The organism is Trinickia sp. LjRoot230, assembly GCF_964253315.1.
Lineage (GTDB): Bacteria > Pseudomonadota > Gammaproteobacteria > Burkholderiales > Burkholderiaceae > Trinickia.
Genome location: NZ_CAXUQX020000001.1, coordinates 2,006,302 through 2,022,282 on the forward strand (window position 1 = coordinate 2,006,302; position 15,981 = coordinate 2,022,282).

Annotated in this window: 17 protein-coding genes; 14 read left to right on the top strand and 3 right to left on the bottom strand. The window is 63.1% G+C overall.

Going from position 1 to position 15,981, the window contains the following annotated elements; genetic code table 11:
- Positions 1-1,056, bottom strand: a complete 1,056-nt coding sequence (gene ygfZ / locus ACSQ20_RS09365) for a CAF17-like 4Fe-4S cluster assembly/insertion protein YgfZ (protein ID WP_436019215.1) — start codon at positions 1,054-1,056, stop codon at positions 1-3.
- Positions 1,057-1,134: 78 nt separating this feature from the next.
- On the opposite strand from ygfZ, the gene mltG reads away from it, so the two are divergent.
- The 8 genes from mltG to ACSQ20_RS09405 all read left to right on the top strand — a co-directional run bounded on the left by mltG (position 1,135) and on the right by ACSQ20_RS09405 (position 7,920).
- The gene (gene mltG / locus ACSQ20_RS09370) at positions 1,135-2,148 is read left to right on the top strand and encodes an endolytic transglycosylase MltG (protein WP_436019217.1); all 1,014 of its coding nucleotides are present in this window, start codon (positions 1,135-1,137) and stop codon (positions 2,146-2,148) included.
- On the top strand, positions 2,149-2,769 hold the full coding sequence (gene tmk, locus ACSQ20_RS09375) for a dTMP kinase (protein ID WP_436019219.1): 621 nt from the start codon (positions 2,149-2,151) through the stop codon (positions 2,767-2,769).
- Between the two features lie 23 nt (positions 2,770-2,792).
- Positions 2,793-3,824: a DNA polymerase III subunit delta' gene (locus ACSQ20_RS09380; protein WP_436019221.1), complete on the top strand. Its 1,032-nt coding sequence runs from the start codon at positions 2,793-2,795 to the stop codon at positions 3,822-3,824.
- A 30-nt stretch (positions 3,825-3,854) separates the two neighbouring features.
- Positions 3,855-4,415: an N-acetyltransferase family protein gene (locus tag ACSQ20_RS09385; RefSeq protein WP_436019223.1), complete on the top strand. Its 561-nt coding sequence runs from the start codon at positions 3,855-3,857 to the stop codon at positions 4,413-4,415.
- A 41-nt stretch (positions 4,416-4,456) separates the two neighbouring features.
- Positions 4,457-5,248, top strand: a complete 792-nt coding sequence (locus ACSQ20_RS09390) for a TatD family hydrolase (protein ID WP_436019225.1) — start codon at positions 4,457-4,459, stop codon at positions 5,246-5,248.
- A gap of 164 nt (positions 5,249-5,412) precedes the next feature.
- The gene (locus ACSQ20_RS09395) at positions 5,413-6,090 is read left to right on the top strand and encodes an ankyrin repeat domain-containing protein (RefSeq protein ID WP_436023012.1); all 678 of its coding nucleotides are present in this window, start codon (positions 5,413-5,415) and stop codon (positions 6,088-6,090) included.
- A gap of 119 nt (positions 6,091-6,209) precedes the next feature.
- Complete coding sequence (locus ACSQ20_RS09400) at positions 6,210-6,578, top strand: Rap1a/Tai family immunity protein (protein WP_436019227.1); 369 nt, start codon at positions 6,210-6,212, stop codon at positions 6,576-6,578.
- Positions 6,579-6,852: 274 nt separating this feature from the next.
- Positions 6,853-7,920, top strand: a complete 1,068-nt coding sequence (locus tag ACSQ20_RS09405) for a glycosyltransferase family 4 protein (protein WP_436019229.1) — start codon at positions 6,853-6,855, stop codon at positions 7,918-7,920.
- A gap of 62 nt (positions 7,921-7,982) precedes the next feature.
- Here ACSQ20_RS09405 and ACSQ20_RS09410 read toward each other — a convergent pair whose 3' ends face one another.
- Together ACSQ20_RS09410 and ACSQ20_RS09415 are read right to left on the bottom strand one after the other, a co-directional pair.
- The gene (locus tag ACSQ20_RS09410; protein ID WP_436019231.1) at positions 7,983-8,582 is read right to left on the bottom strand and encodes a BPSL1445 family SYLF domain-containing lipoprotein; all 600 of its coding nucleotides are present in this window, start codon (positions 8,580-8,582) and stop codon (positions 7,983-7,985) included.
- Positions 8,583-8,718: 136 nt separating this feature from the next.
- Positions 8,719-9,162 carry a hypothetical protein gene (locus ACSQ20_RS09415; RefSeq protein ID WP_436019233.1) on the bottom strand — a complete coding sequence of 148 codons (444 nt, stop codon included), beginning with the start codon at positions 9,160-9,162 and terminating at the stop codon, positions 8,719-8,721.
- Positions 9,163-9,483: 321 nt separating this feature from the next.
- Here ACSQ20_RS09415 and ACSQ20_RS09420 point away from each other — a divergent pair, with 321 nt between their 5' ends.
- The 6 genes from ACSQ20_RS09420 (at position 9,484) to rbsK (ending at position 15,808) form a co-directional block, all read left to right on the top strand.
- A complete protein-coding gene (locus ACSQ20_RS09420; RefSeq protein WP_436019235.1) occupies positions 9,484-9,765 on the top strand; it encodes a hypothetical protein in 282 nt (93 codons plus the stop codon).
- A 273-nt stretch (positions 9,766-10,038) separates the two neighbouring features.
- Positions 10,039-11,001: a sugar ABC transporter substrate-binding protein gene (locus ACSQ20_RS09425; RefSeq protein WP_436019237.1), complete on the top strand. Its 963-nt coding sequence runs from the start codon at positions 10,039-10,041 to the stop codon at positions 10,999-11,001.
- 184 nt (positions 11,002-11,185) lie between these two features.
- The gene (locus tag ACSQ20_RS09430) at positions 11,186-12,769 is read left to right on the top strand and encodes a sugar ABC transporter ATP-binding protein (RefSeq protein ID WP_436019239.1); all 1,584 of its coding nucleotides are present in this window, start codon (positions 11,186-11,188) and stop codon (positions 12,767-12,769) included.
- A complete protein-coding gene (locus ACSQ20_RS09435) occupies positions 12,766-13,773 on the top strand; it encodes an ABC transporter permease (protein WP_436019241.1) in 1,008 nt (335 codons plus the stop codon). Before ACSQ20_RS09430 ends, ACSQ20_RS09435 begins: the two co-directional genes overlap by 4 nt.
- 62 nt (positions 13,774-13,835) lie before the next feature.
- The gene (locus ACSQ20_RS09440) at positions 13,836-14,873 is read left to right on the top strand and encodes a LacI family DNA-binding transcriptional regulator (RefSeq protein WP_436019243.1); all 1,038 of its coding nucleotides are present in this window, start codon (positions 13,836-13,838) and stop codon (positions 14,871-14,873) included.
- Positions 14,870-15,808, top strand: a complete 939-nt coding sequence (gene rbsK, locus ACSQ20_RS09445; protein ID WP_436019245.1) for a ribokinase — start codon at positions 14,870-14,872, stop codon at positions 15,806-15,808. Before ACSQ20_RS09440 ends, rbsK begins: the two co-directional genes overlap by 4 nt.
- The last annotated feature ends 173 nt before the right edge of the window (positions 15,809-15,981 follow it).

The window sequence follows — 15,981 nt, forward strand, 5'->3', positions numbered from 1 at the left end:
TCAGCCTTCGGCGGGCAATGCGTACGGCAGGGGTTCGAAAGCGAGCGCCGGGCCGTCGGCCGCGCCGAGATGCACGGTGCCGTCATCGAGCGCCGCGAGCTTGATTTCGACGAGTGCGTCGAAGCCGCCTTGTGGCGCCGCGGCTGCGTTCACCACCATGCCGCACGGCTGGCTCGGGTCGGCCGAATGAAAAAGCTCCGCACCGGCACGAACGCCGGCATTTTCGGCGATATGAGCAAGCGCGGTACGTCGCTTGATCGTGCCGCGATACTGGCTGCGCGCGACCACTTCCTGGCCTGGATAGCAGCCTTTGCGAAAGTTCACCGCACCCAGCACGTCGAAATTAACCATCTGCGGCACGAATTGCTCGGCGACGTCCGCCGTGATGCGCGGCTCGCCCGCGCGAATGTCGAGCCAGTCCCACACCGCGGGCGAGACACGTGCGAGGCGGCTTTCGAGCGCCGGCAGGCGCGCTTGCACATCGGCGCGTGGGCCGATCCAGAGATAACGTGGCCGCCCGCCGGCATCGGGCACGCGAATCAGCGAACCGGCCGGGCCTGCCAGTTGGACGTGCACGCCATCGGGCAGCGCTTCGAAGACGCTCGACAGCGCGTCGCGCACATCGCCGGCAAAGCCGACGACGGCAACGCTATCGGTGATATCGGCCAACTTCGCTTTGGCGCGCAGCACGAACATCGACAAGCGCTTTTGCAGGCTTGCGCCAAGCGTGTGCGGGACCAGCAGACGAATGGCATCGCCCGCGCGCCAAGCCAGCATGGAAGCCAGTAGCCGGCCTTTTGGCGTGCAATAGCCCGCCAGCCGGGCGCTGGCGGCATCGAGGTGCTGGATGTCGCTGGTGAGTTGACTGTGCAAGAAAGTAGGGGCGTCATCCCCGGTGGCTTCGATCACGCCGAACTGGTCTAGCAGCATAAAACCGCCGTGCGCGAGCACCGATTCGAATTCGCCTTGAGCGGGGCGGGGGATGACGAGCGGCGCAGCGGGCGTTGACGCGTTCGCTGCCGCGTTGGACGAAGCAGATGCAATGGGGGCGTTCATGGATTCAGTGTCCGGTCAATCCTGACTTGGGCGGATGCGAACAAGTATTATATGGGGTCTACCCGAGCCTTGTTTCGCATGTCCCTTCTGAAGAAATGCCTCGCCATCGGGGCAGTTGCCGTCGTTTTGGTTGCCGCTGCGCTTGCCGGCGGATACTACTGGGCCACTCGTCCCGTCGCGCTCGCCGCGCCCGCCGTCGACGTGACGATCAAGCCGCACAGCAGCGTGCGCAGCGTTGCCCAGCAGCTTGTTCGCGGTGGCGTAGGCATGGCGCCCGAGCCGTTTATTTTGATGACGCGTGCGCTCGGCGTCCAGACGCGGCTCAAGTCGGGCAACTACGAGTTCAAGCGAGGCGTCACACCGTATGAGGTCCTGCAAAAGCTGGCGCTTGGCGATACGAACGAAGATGTCGTGACGATCATCGAGGGCTGGACGTTCAAGCGCATGCGCGCCGAAATCGACGCCGATCCTTCGCTCAAACATGACACGGCCGGCATGAGCGATGCGCAGCTGCTTGCGGCGATCGGCGCGAGAGAGACGTCGCTCACGAGCGCCGAGGGGCTTTTCTTTCCGGACACCTACCTGTTCGATAAAGGCGCGAGCGATCTCGAAGTCTATCGGCGCGCTTACCGGCTCATGCAACAGCAACTCACACGCGTCTGGGCGGAGCGTTCACCGGGGTTGCCGTATCAGACGGCGTATGAAGCGTTGACTATGGCGTCGCTCGTCGAAAAAGAGACGGGCAAGGCGGCGGACCGGCCGCTTGTGGCGGCTGTATTGACAAACCGGCTGCGTGTCGGTATGCCGATGCAGACCGACCCAGCTGTAATTTATGGTCTGGGCGACGCCTACCCCGGCCGTTTGCGCAAGCGCGACCTGCAAACCGATACGCCGTATAACACCTATACCCGTCGCGGTTTGCCGCCTACGCCGATCGCGCTGCCGGGGGCGGCGTCACTGGAAGCGGCGATGAAGCCCGCGCCGACCAGCGCGCTTTATTTCGTCTCGCGCGGCGACGGCAGCAGCGTCTTTTCCGATACGCTCGACGCTCACAACAAAGCGGTCGACAAATACATCCGAGGTCAACCTTAAATGGCGCGCGGTAAATTTATTACCTTCGAAGGCATAGACGGCGCGGGCAAGACCACCCATCTCGCCTGGTTTCGCGAGCGGCTCGAACAAAAGCTGGCCCAGCAAGGGTGCGCAGTCGTAATGACGCGAGAGCCGGGCGGCACCGCGCTTGGCGAAGCGCTGCGCGAGTTGTTGCTGCATGAGCCGATGGATCTCGAAACCGAAGCGCTGCTGATGTTCGCTGCGCGCCGTGAGCATCTCGCGCGCGTGATCGAACCGGCGCTTGCGCGCGGCGACTGGGTCTTGAGCGACCGCTTCACCGATGCCACGTTCGCCTATCAGGGTGGCGGACGCGGCTTGCCGCGCGACAAGCTCGAAACGCTCGAGCGCTGGGTGCAGGGCGGGTTCGAGCCGGATCTGACGGTGCTCTTCGACGTGCCGCCCGACACGGCCAGCGCGCGGCGCGGCGCCGTGCGCGCGCCCGACAAATTCGAAAGCGAGACATTGGCGTTTTTCGAGCGCACACGCGCGGAGTACCTGCGGCGCGCGCAAGAAGCGTCGTACCGGTTCGCGCTCGTCGATGCGACGCAAGACATCGGCCAGATCCGACAATCGCTCGATCAAGTGATTTCCGCGCTTTGATCTCGCCCTGACGTAACTCGACCATGATCTATCCCTGGCAACTCGACGACTGGACCCGCCTGCAAGGCTTGCGCGCACACTGGCCGCATGCGCTTTTGTTTCATGGGCAGGCCGGCATCGGTAAGCTGCATTTTGCACAGCACCTGGCGCAGGGGCTGTTGTGCGAGGATCCCACGGGCAACGGCGAGCGCTGCGGGTCCTGCGTTGCCTGCAATTGGTTTGCACAAGGCAACCATCCCGACTACCGCGCGCTGCTGCCGGAGCTTCTTGCCGGCGAACTCGCGCTTGCGTCGGCGGCGTCGTCAGATGAAAAAGTCGAGACCGATGACGGGAAGAAAACCCGTGCGCCGAGCAAGGAAATCAAGATCGAACAGGTTCGCGCGCTGCTCGACTTTTGCGGGGTCGGCGCGCATCGGGGCGGCGCGCGCGTGGTGCTCGTGTATCCGGCTGAAGCGCTCAACGCGGCGGCGGCGAACGCGCTGTTGAAAACGCTGGAAGAACCGCCCGCGGGCGTGGTGTTCCTGCTCGTGTCGGCGCGCATGGATCGTCTGTTGCCGACCATCATCAGCCGTTGCCGCCTATGGCCGATGCCAACGCCCTCGGCCGAGCGCGCGCGCGCGTGGCTCGCCCAGCAAGGCGTGGCCGAGCCCGGCACGCTGCTGGCCGAGACGGGCGGGGCGCCGCTCGCGGCGCAGGCGCTGGCAGCCGACCCGAACCGTCCGTTGCGCGACTTTACGCTCAAGCAGCTCGCGGCCGGCGCGCAATGCGACGCGTTCGCTTGTGCCGAAGCGCTGCAAAAGCTGCCGGTGCCCGTCGTGCTCGGCTGGCTGCAGCGCTGGCTTTACGATGTGCTCGCGCAGCGCACGGCGGACCGACCGCGCTATTTTCCGGCAGCCGCGCGAGAATTGACCCAATGCGCTCGACAAATCGATGCGAACGCATTTGCCCGGTACCTGAAGACCGTGACACGCGAGCGTGCGGTCGAAAACCATCCGCTCAATGCACGCCTTGTATTCGAGGCGTTGTTTCTCGGCTACCGAGCGCTTTTTGTTTGACGTTCGTTTGCTCGACGAGAGAAATCGTCCATGTCCGTTCGTTATCGCGATGCCACGCTAGTCGATTTACCGGCGATCGTCGCTATTTACAATTCGACCGTCGCATCCCGGATGGTGACGGCCGATCTCGAGCCCGTGACCGTCGAAAGCCGTGTGCACTGGTTTCACGCGCATGGTCCGCAAACGCGGCCGTTATGGGTGGTTGAAGACGACGACGGGCAGGGCGACGCGAACGCCAACGCCAACGCCAACGCGAACAAAAACAGCCGCGTCATAGCGTGGCTCAGCTTCTCGGACTTCTACGGGCGCCCGGCCTATGTACGCACGGCCGAACTCAGCATTTACCTTGACGCTGCGGCAAGAGGGCGGGGCCTTGGTACCCAGCTTCTTTCAGCGGCGCTCGAAGCGGCGCCACGGCTTGGCATCGATACGGTGCTCGGTTTTATTTTCGGCCATAACGTGCCGAGCCTCGCGTTGTTCAGACGCTCCGGCTTTGACGACTGGGGACGGCTGCCGCGTGTTGCCGTGCTCGACGGCGCCGAGCGGGACCTCGTCATTCTCGGCAAACGCATTAACCGCGACCCTGCATAACGAAAGAGGCGCACGCCAACCGATTCACACAGGAACCCACGATGTTCGTCGATTCGCACTGCCATATCAATTTCGAAGGACTGGCCGAACGCTTGCCGGAACTGCTCGAGAACATGCGCGAGCATCAGGTGACGCACGCGCTTTGTGTGAGCGTCGATCTCGAGACGCTGCCCTCCGTGCTCGACGTTGCCGCCGCCTATGACAACGTCTTCGCTTCGGTCGGTGTGCACCCCGATCACGAAGCGGCGCGCGAGCCGAGCGTAGCGGAGCTCGTCGAGCTGGCCATGCATCCGAAAGTGGTGGCCATCGGTGAGACGGGCCTCGACTACTACCGCCTCGAAGGCCGTTCGATTGCCGATATGGAGTGGCAGCGCGAGCGCTTTCGCACGCATATTCGCGCCGCTCGCGCGGCGATGAAGCCGCTCATCGTCCATACGCGCGCATCGGCCGACGATACGCTGAGCATCATGGCGCAGGAGGGTGCCGAGATTCCGGGCGGTGTGATGCACTGCTTTACGGAGCCGTGGGCGGTGGCTGAACGTGCACTCGCGCAGAACTTCCATATTTCGCTCTCGGGCATCGTGACCTTCAAAAGCGCCACCGACGTACAGGACGTGGCGCGCCGCGTTCCGACAGATCGTTTGCTGATCGAAACGGATTCCCCCTACCTCGCGCCGGTGCCGTATCGGGGCAAGCCCAATGAACCTGCCTACGTCAGTTATGTCGGACGTTTCATCGCGCAGTTGCGCGAGATGCCCGAGGCGGAGTTAGCGGCGGCGACCACCCGGAACTTCTTTCGGCTGTTCGCCTCGGCAGTGCCGCCCGCGCGTTGACCGAGCCGCTGGCTCCTACATTCACGCTCTATTAGTCAGACAATATAAGGGAAATGACAGTGTCCACCAACACGACCAAGCGCCGATCACCCGATCGCGCGATCGCCCACCATCCCCGCTTGCGCCGGCCGACCGGTGCTCATCGCGCACTGCTTGCCTGTTTTATGGCGGCATTCGCCGCGCTGACGATGGCCGAGCAGGCCTTTGCAGCCGATACGGACAGCGTCATCAAAGCGGTCAAGTTCGACGATGAAGCCCGTGTCGCCAAGCTGCTCAAAGCGGGCATGGACCCGAACACGACGACGCCCGACAAACTGCAAATGCCGCTCGTCGTCCTCGCGGCGCGCGAGAAATCGGAGAATGTAGCGAAACTGCTGGCCGAAAACCCGAATACCGATCTCGAAAAGCTCGACAGCGCCGGCGAAAATGCGATGATGCTGGCGGCGCTGAACGGCGACATCGCGCTGGTCAAGCTGCTCATCGATAAAGGCGCGGAGGTCAACAAGAAGGGTTGGGCACCGTTACATTACGCAGCGGCTAACGGCCACGACGATATCGTGCAATTGCTGGTGGCCCATTCGGCCTATCTCGACGCGGCGTCGCCGAACGGCACCACGCCGCTGATGATGGCCGCGCGCGCCAACCGCATCTCGACCATGAAGGTGCTGCTCGATGCGGGCGCGGACCCGCGGCTGAAAAACCAGATCGGCATGACCGCACTCGACTTCGCCAAGCGGTATAACGCCAAGGACGCAACGGAGGGGCTCGAGGCCATGTTCGCCCGCGCGGGGGCCTCAGCCTCCGGCGGCGCCCCTACAACAGGGCAAAACGGTGCAAAATGAGCGTTTTTTGGCACGGTCGCCTCATTGCGGCTGGACGGCCAGACGGCTACTCGGTTAGACGGTGACTCGGCGCGGTAGCGCCGAGGCCGCAGATTCACCGCTCGGAGAAAAGGAAAACTATGTTGCGGGCTTTGATATGCCTCGGTGTCACCCTGGGTGCGATTGCTACGCCGGTTGCGGCGTTCGCCTTTACCGGTGCCGATCTCATTAAGCTATGCGCCCGAACCGACGTCGCGTCACGCAACTATTGCGGGGGCTACGTGCTAGGCGCAGTGGACGGGGTCTACAACACGATCGAGGCGATCGGCGGCACGACGGGGCCGCGCGTGGGGCAGTTTTTTTGCTTGCCGGCGAGCGCGAAGCCACCGCAACTCGTCGATGCCGTTCGGAAGTACGTTGCCGAGAATCCGAATGCGGCCAGTTATAACGCGAGCACGATTGTCTCGCTGGGTCTCGGCAAGGCGTTCCCCTGTAAAGGACCCGAATAAGGCTTGAGCGCTGCGCCGCCTCATTTTCGCTTTGCTGGCGGCAAATTCGCACTCTGAATGTCTTTACACGGATGTTTCGCGACTGTAACAGCCCGGAATAAGTGAAAATGGCGCGTTCCATTCCGAGGGACGTGCCTAATAATGCAGAATCGAGCGCCGGCTATATAGGCGCAGTCGCCGCCCCCTACCGTCCTGGAGAGGGCCGATGCGCGGTACCGCATATACCGTAGCGGCGAAAAAGCGAACGTTGCCCTGCTTGCCTGGAGTTCATCCGATGAAAATTGCGCAGATTGCACCGCTGACTGAATCGGTGCCGCCGAAGCTGTATGGCGGCACCGAGCGTGTCGTGTCGTACATTACCGAGGCGCTTGTCGAACTCGGTCACGACGTCACGCTATTCGCTAGCGGCGATTCGAAAACGAACGCGAAGCTCGAAGCGGTGTGGCCACGTGCGCTGCGGCTCGACCCCGCAATTCGCGATCGTATCGCACCGCATATGCTGTTGATGGAACTCGTGCGCCGCCGTGCCGAAGAGTTCGATGTGCTCCATTTTCATATGGACTATTACTCTTTTTCGCTTTTCAAGCGGCAAGAGACGCCGTTCGTCACCACACTGCATGGCCGACTCGATCTTCCCGAGCAGCAGCCTGTGTTCGATACCTTCGATACCGCACCGGTCATTTCGATTTCGAACGCGCAACGTCATCCGCTGCCGCAGGCCAAGTGGTTGACGACCGTCTATCACGGGTTACCCGAAATGCTTTATACGCCGCAGCCGGTAGAGCAGAAGTACCTGGCGTTTCTCGGTCGGATTTCGCCCGAAAAGCGCGTCGATATCGCGATACGAATTGCCGCGCACTGCGGTTTGCCGATCCGCATTGCCGCAAAAATCGACTCGGCTGACCGAGAATATTTCGAGCGAGACATCAAACCGCTCTTCGATTTGCCGCATGTCGAATACATCGGCGAGATCGCAGACGATCAGAAGGCCGAATTTCTGTCAGGCGCCCATGCGTTGCTGTTTCCGGTGGACTGGCCGGAACCGTTCGGACTCGTAATGATTGAATCGATGGCATGCGGCACGCCGGTTATCGCATTCAATCGCGGCTCGGTGTCGGAGGTGGTCGACGAGGGCATTTCCGGCTTTATCGTCGAGGACGAAATCAGCGCGGTGGCGGCTGTGAACCGCCTGCATACAGTATCGCGCGAGCAGGTACGGCGGCGTTTCGAAACGCGTTTCACGTCGCATTTCATGGCCAAGCAGTACATAGGCGCGTATCAGTCCGTAATTCGGGCGCAAAAACGGTCCCGCTTCAAGGTGATCGATTCCACCTCGAACTGAAAACCGAACGTTATACGAAGCGGTGCGCGCGAAGCGCCGCGCACCGCACGGCGGAACTCAGATCAAGGCTTGATCTTCGAGATCTTCATGCCTTGCAGCGAGAGATCGCCCATCAGACCCGCGTTCGTCATGACAATGACCTGAACCGGTTTGGTAATGCTCGTCGTGTCGACTGCGCCGTTGGCACCCATTTTCAGCAGCGCGACGGAAGCGTCGCCGCCGGCCGACCAGCCATCGCGAGACTTGAACGCGTTGAGCGCATCGTCGGTCATGAACAGGAAGATGATCGCCTTCGATTGGGCGCCGGCCTGCAGCCCGAAGGACCCTGACACGAGGTTGTAGTAGCCCTGCGTCACGCCGCCGACACGCAACGCGCCTTCGCCATATTCACCGCCGACGATGAAGCCCGCCTGCAAGACCTTCGGAAAGACGAGTATGCCGCGCGCCCGGGAAGCCAAATCGCGTGAACCCCGTACCTGCGCATACATCTTCGAGAGTGTCGCGTCGACCCCCGCGTTGATTTCCTGCTGTTTGGACGACGTGCTGCCGGGGCTTTGTCCAACCGGGTTGCCGTTGTTCGGTGTGGTCGTGCACCCCAGCAGGATCAGACTGCCTGCCACGGCCGCAGTCGCCGCTTTCAGCATCAGACTTCGTTTTTTCATGGCTTTTCTCCGTTTTGATCCGTCGGTCAAGCCTGCGACAGCAGGTTTGGACGAAGCGTGGATCTCACACAACGCGTTAAGCGCAAAGCACAGGGCATGCCCGGACCTGTCCCGATTTCGTCAAAAAAGATGCAAGCTAATGCGGGACGGGCCGCTTCGGCACAGGCGGCCGGCGCAGCGCGCGCCGCACGCCGGCCACGAGCACGCCGAAGCCTAACAGAAATGCGGCGGGAACCACCCAGTATCCGACGAACGCGTGCCAAAGGTAGCTGGCGAGCGTATTTCGGCGCATGACGTACTCATCGAGCGCCGCTTGCTGGCGCGGTGCATTGGCTGCGAGAACGTCAGCAGGGCAGCCAGCGGCACGGGCCTCGGCGGATGTGCCGTGACAACGCGCAGCCGCGCCCGCGGCGCGCTGGCTATCGGTAAATGTCCAGCTTGTCAGTGCGCGGTCGCGATCGACGACGTTGTACGCCATCTCCTCCCGGATCTCATGTATCGCAACCAAAATCACCGGCACGGCCCACACGAGGATCGCGATGATCCAGCGCCTGACCCACCGGTTTTGTCTCCATGCCATTCGTGCCTCCGCTTGTGCGCTGCGCAACAACGACGGGACGGCGGCCCATGGCGTCTGATTAGATATAAGAGTGGGCCGGCCTGGCAGTCATCATAGAAGAAATGCGACCAATCGTCGCGCCTGCTGCTACAGTGCAGCAAGCGGCGAGTAAATTCTTCAATCTTTCCTGCATTCCCGGCCAGCAAGTCGGGAAAATCAGGATGCGAGGCGTTGGCGCCTGCAATTAAAGAGGGAACGGCTCTTGCATCTGACTGTTGCACCGAGCCGCCCCGCCCGCATGGGGCCCCGAAGGAGGCTTGGCTTCGCACGGAGGTTCGATCCATGCCGGAACCATTCACCGAGCAATACAAAGGCTTTTCGATCGGGGTGCAGGCCCTGCGCCGAGCGAAAGAGCCGGGCGAGCCGCCGCAAGCGCTGCGGCGCTTCGATATTGTCGTGACGATTGCGCGCAAGGCCAGCGGCGAGCGCGGCAAATCCGAAATGTTCGGCGTGCCCGAGCACGATCCGCTCGACGATCAAATCGCAGCGCATAAGGTCGGCTTGCAATACGCGCACGACATCATCGACGGCAAGGTCGACGGCACCTCCGTCGACCACCTGTAGCCCGTCATGTAACCGCCGCCATTTCCTTCGTTGTTCTCCTGCCGCGTGTCAGCACAAACCCGAGTTGCGCGCGTAGGCTCCTTGCGCACCTTGCCGGAACAGTCCAGCATAAGCGGTCCGGATCACGCGGGGCATGGTTGTCTTTCGTCTCAACGTGTGAAACGGCCGTCGCTGAAGCTGCCGGCCGCGGCGACGCAGGTGTCGTGTCAACCCATTCAATTCGAACAATCAAGGCTTTGCGAAGCCTGGCTAAAAAGGAAAAAGGAGAATCTCATGACTCACCGCACCCGTCGTCGCCTGGTCACCACGGCCGCCATGTTGCTGGCCGTTGCCGTCGCCCCGTTCAGCGTAACGGACGCGGCCGCGCAAGCGGCCAAAAAGCCGAAGGTGGCGCTCGTGATGAAGTCGCTCGCCAACGAGTTCTTCCTGACGATGGAAACCGGCGCCAAGGACTATCAAAAGCACAACACCGACAAGTTCGACCTGATCACGAACGGAATCAAGAACGAGACTGATACGGCGGCGCAGATCAACATCGTCGAACAGATGATCGGCTCGAAAGTCGATGCAATCGTGCTCGCTCCGGCTGATTCCAAAGCGCTCGTGCCGGTGGTCAAAAAGGCAGTTGACGCCGGCATCATCGTCGTCAACATCGATAATCGGCTCGATACCGACGTGCTCAAGGCGAAGAACCTGAATGTGCCCTTTGTCGGGCCGGACAATCGCAAGGGGGCCGAATTGGTCGGCAACGAGCTGGCGAAAAAGCTCAAGGCGGGCGACGAGGTCGGCATCGTCGAGGGCGTGTCGACGACCACCAACGCGCAGCAACGTACGGCAGGCTTCAAGGATGCGATGGAGAAAGTCGGTGCGAAAGTCGTTTCCATGCAGTCGGGTGAATGGGAAATCGACAAAGGTAATGCGATTGCCGCGCAGATGCTGACCAGCTACCCGAATCTGCGCGCTCTGCTGTGCGGCAATGACAACATGGCGCTCGGCGCCGTGTCGGCCGTACGGGCGGCGGGCAAGACGGGCAAGGTCTATGTGGTCGGCTACGACAACATCGGCGCGATCAAACCGATGCTCAAGGACCACCGCGTACTGGCGACCGCCGATCAATACGCCGCCAAGCAGGCGGTGTTCGGTATCGATACCGCGCTCAAGGCGATCAGCGAGCATAAGAAGCAAGCCGAGTTGTCCAGCGTGGTCGAGACGCCGGTCGTGCTCGTCACGAAGTAAGCCCGCCCTCGGCCGCCCGTCGTGGCGGCCGCGAGAGGCGTGCACGCGGGGAGGGCATTCCTCTGCCGACATTCAAGAAAACCCTCGCCGATGCCGTTATCTGCGGGATAGGCGTCATGCTGCAAGGCGGAGCGCCGCCCGCGAAGTCGCCAAGCGCAACGGCGGCCGCGAGAACAGGATCGCGATGGATTTCACCGACCCAGACGAAAAGAACGCGGTGCTCAGCGTGCACGGCCTCGGCAAGACGTACGCCGGGCCCGTGCTGGCTGACGTGACACTGGCGCTTCATGCAGGCGAGGTGCTGGCGCTGACAGGCGAAAACGGCGCCGGTAAAAGCACGCTCTCGAAAATTATCGGCGGCCTTGTCGCGCCGACGACAGGCACGATGCGCTTAGCCGGCCAGCCCTATGTGCCGACGAGCCGTCGCGACGCCGAAGCGCATGGCGTGCGCATGGTCATGCAAGAGCTGAACCTGCTGCCGACGCTGACGGTCGCCGAGAACCTCTTTTTCGACCATCTGCCGCGGCGCGGGCCGCGCTCGCTCGGGTGGATCGATCGCCGGCGGCTGGCAAACGATGCACGGGCAGCCATGGCACGCGTCGGACTTGATTCGATCGACCCCGATACGCCGGTAGGCGCGCTCGGCATCGGCCATCAGCAGATGGTTGAGATTGCACGCAATTTGATCGGGGAGACGCAAGTCCTGATCTTCGACGAGCCCACGGCGATGTTGACGGCCCGCGAAGTCGATCTGCTGTTCGATCAGATTGCGCGGCTCAAGGCCAAGGGCGTCGCGATCGTCTACATTTCGCATAGGCTCGAGGAGCTTGCGCGTATTGCCGAGCGCGTCGCCGTGCTGCGCGATGGCCGGCTCGTCGAGGTCGCGAAGATGTCGGAGGTGACCAGCGAGCGCCTCGTTACGTTGATGGTCGGGCGCGAGATCGGCGAACATATCGATCTCGGCGCGCGCCGCATCGGCGAACCGCGCTTGAAGGTCGATGCGCTTGGGCGCGGCAATGTCGTGCGCGATGTCTCGTTCGACGTGCGCGAGGGCGAGATTTTCGGCATCAGCGGTCTGATTGGCGCGGGGCGCACGGAGCTGCTGCGGCTCATCTATGGCGCTGACCAGGCCGATCGCGGCACGATCTCGGTCGGCCGCCCGCCCGTGGCCGTGCGCATCGCGTCGCCCGTCGACGCTGTGCGGCATGGCATCGCGCTGATCACCGAGGACCGCAAGGGCGAGGGCCTGCTGCTGCCGCATTCCATTGCGGCCAACGTGTCGCTCGGCAACATTGCGCGGGTGGCGCGTTGGGGGCTCGTCGACGCACGCCGCGAAAGCGCGCTCGCGCGCAAGCAGATGGACGCGCTGCGGGTGCGGGCGAGCGGCCCTGCGCAACCGGTGAGCGAGCTGTCGGGAGGCAATCAGCAGAAGGTGGTCATTGGCCGCTGGCTCGCACGTGAGGCCGACGTGCTGCTGTTCGACGAGCCGACTCGCGGCATCGATGTCGGCGCGAAGTTCGATATCTACGGCCTGATGGGCGCGTTGGCGCGCGAGGGCCGGGCGCTCGTCGTCGTGTCGAGCGAACTGCGCGAGCTGATGCTGATCTGCGACCGCATCGCCGTGATGTCGGCCGGGCGCATGACAGGCATGTTCGAACGCGGCGCGTGGACACAAGACGCGCTGCTTGCCGCGGCTTTTGCAGGACATATGAACGGCGCATCCGAGGGTGTTCGCCGCAACGAAAACGAGGCACGGAGTCTGCCATGACCGATCGATCCGCGCCCCCCGACGGGGCCCCGGTTCTTCCCGCCGAAGCATCCCCGACCAAGCGGGTGGGCACCCGGCTTGGCGCGTCGACCTATCTCGGTCTGGCAGGCGCGCTCGCCGCGCTGATCGCGCTTTTTTCGGTGCTGAGTTCGCATTTTCTGACCTACGAAACCTTTAGCACGATCGCCAATCAAATTCCCGACCTGGTGGTGATGTCGGTGGGCATGACGTTCGTGCTGATCGTAGCCGGCATCGATCTATCGGTCGGCTCAGTGCTCGCGCTTGCGGCATCGGTCGTCAGCGTGGCCGCGCTGAAATGGAATTGGCCGCCGATACCGGCCGCATTGCTCGGCATGGCTGCGGCCGGTGCCACGGGCATGGTCACCGGCGCCGTCACCGTCGGCTGGCGCATTCCCTCGTTCATCGTTTCGCTTGGGGTACTGGAGGCCGCACGTGGCCTGGCTTACCAGATGACGAACTCGCGCACGTCCTATATCGGCGACGCCTTTGATTTTCTGTCGAACCCGATCGCCGTCGGCATTTCCCCGGCGTTTCTGATCGCTGTCGCGGTGATGGTAGCCGCACAATTCGTGCTGACGCGCACGGTATTCGGCCGGCATCTGGTCGGCATCGGGACGAACGAGGAAGCCGTGCGGCTGGCAGGCGTCGATCCGCGCCCCTACAAGGTGGCCGTATTCGCGTTGATGGGGGCACTGGCCGGACTCGCCGCACTTTTCCAGGTGTCGCGCCTCGAAGCGGCGGACCCGAATGCCGGCGTCGGCCTGGAGCTGCAAGTCATCGCGGCGGTGGTCATTGGTGGCACGAGTCTGATGGGCGGCCGCGGTTCGGTCATCAGCAGCTTCTTCGGCGTGCTGATCATTTCGGTGCTGGCGGCCGGATTGGCGCAAGTGGGAGCGAACGAGCCAACGAAGCGGATCATCACGGGGGCTGTTATCGTCGTCGCGGTGGTGCTGGATACGTATCGAAGCCGCAAGCGCGCGTGAACGAATCAACAGGGTGAGGGCGGTCCGATTGCGGGCGCACAAAAACGAGAGAGAAATGAGTTATGGCGACGATCAAAGATGTAGCGGCCATGGCAGGCGTGTCGTTCACCACGGTGTCGCATGTGGTCAACAACACGCGGCCCGTATCGGCCGATGTCCGCGCCAAAGTGGAACGCGCAATCATCCACCTCAACTACGTACCTTCGGCCGTCGCACGTTCGTTGAAGGCGAAGACGACTGCCACGATCGGGGTGGTCGTGCCCAACAGCAGCGATCCTTATTTCGCCGAGTTGGCGCGCGGCATCGAGGACGAATGCGCGCGCGAGCGGTATTGCATGTTCTTTTGCAATTCCGACGACGATCCGGCCAAGCAGCGCAATTATCTACGCGTGTTACAGGAAAAACGTATCGACGGCTTGATCATCGCGTCGGCGGGTGAGGATGCGGTGCTCGCGAAGAGTTTGGCGGATGCCCGCGAGCCGCTCGTCATCGTTGATCGGAATATCGAGGGGCTGGCCGCCGATCTCGTGCAGATCGACCACGAACGGGGCGCTTGTCTCGCCACGCGCCACCTGCTCGAGCTCGGACATGTGAGGATCGGGTGCATTACCGGGCCGGTATCGATGGCGGTCAGCGCGATGCGCGTGCATGGCTTCATTCACGCGATGGCGGAACGCGGTATCGAAATCGAGCCCGAGGCGATCGTTGAAAGCGATTTTTCGGGTCGCGGCGGCTACGAAGCGGCGGGCCGCCTGTTCGACACCATCAGACCCACTGCCATCTTCGCCTGCAACGACATGATGGGAATCGGCGCGTTGCGTGCCGCCGCCGAGCGGGGCATTCGCGTACCGCATCAGTGTTCGATCATTGGCTTTGACGACATCGAACTCGCCGCGGTCACGTATCCGGCGCTATCGACGGTCGGCCAGTCGGTCCGCGCGCTCGGCGAACGGGCGGCGCAGTTGCTGATCGCGCGCATCAACGGCTCCGTGTCAGGTCCATCTCAGCGGCGCGTCGTGTCGCCGCGCCTCGTCATGCGGGAGTCCACCGCGGTGTACGCCGGCAGCGCGCAGCACGCCGAGAAGGAGAACACCGTATGACAGCAGCCATAACGCCGGCGTCGGGACGCGTGGCCGTGGTCGGCAGTCTCAACATGGATCTGGTCGCGCGCGTGCCGCGCATGCCGGTTGCGGGCGAGACGCTGGCAGGCCAGACGTTCGCCCAGGTGCCAGGCGGCAAGGGCGGCAATCAGGCCGTCGCCGCGGCGCGGCTTGGTGCGAGCGTGACGATGATTGGGCGGATTGGCGACGACGCGAACGGCGTGACGTTGCGCCACGGCCTCGAAGCCGAGCGCATCGATTGCCACGCTCTTTCCGTGACGAGCGCCGCGCCGACGGGCGTCGCCTTGATTTTTGTTGACGATGACGGCCGCAATTCGATCGTCATCGTAGCGGGCAGTAACGGCGAGTTGACGCCAAATGATATCGTTTCTCACGAAGCTGTGCTGGCCGCGGCCGACGTGCTCGTTTGCCAGCTCGAGACGCCGCTCGAGACAGTTGCCGCGGCACTGGCGGCGGGCCGACGGCTCGGCAAGACTGTCATTTTGAATCCCGCGCCGGCCACGGGTCCGTTGCCGGCGCACTGGCTGCCGCTGATCGATTACCTGATTCCGAATGAAATCGAGGCAGCCGCCCTGACGGGGCAGCCGATCCGCTCTCCCGCCGACGCGGTGGCCGCTGCCAGCGCGCTGATGGACCAGGGCGTGCGCAACGTGCTTATTACGCTTGGCTCAGCGGGCGTGCTGGCCGCGGTCGGCGGCAAAACCGTGCACGTGCCGGCACCGCTCGTGAAGGCGGTCGATACGACGGCTGCCGGGGACACATTCATCGGCGCATTCGCCGCGCAGCTTGCTCTGGGCGCGCCACGCGAGCTGGCATTGCGCTTTGCACAGCGCGCCGCCGCGATATCGGTGACGCGCTCGGGCGCGCAGCCGTCGATTCCCACGCGCGCCGAAGTCGACGCCGCCACGCGCTGACTGCCTCCTTCCTTCCCGAGCGCCCGCGGGTTTCCTCGGGGGGCTCGCGTTTCCCAACCCTCTCAAGCGCCGCGCCGCGCCGCCGTTAATCGGTATAGGGGCGCTTGCACGTCGCGCGCCGTATGCCAATTGAAATGGGGCGCAAAGCAGCGATGCGAAGTTGTAACGAATGC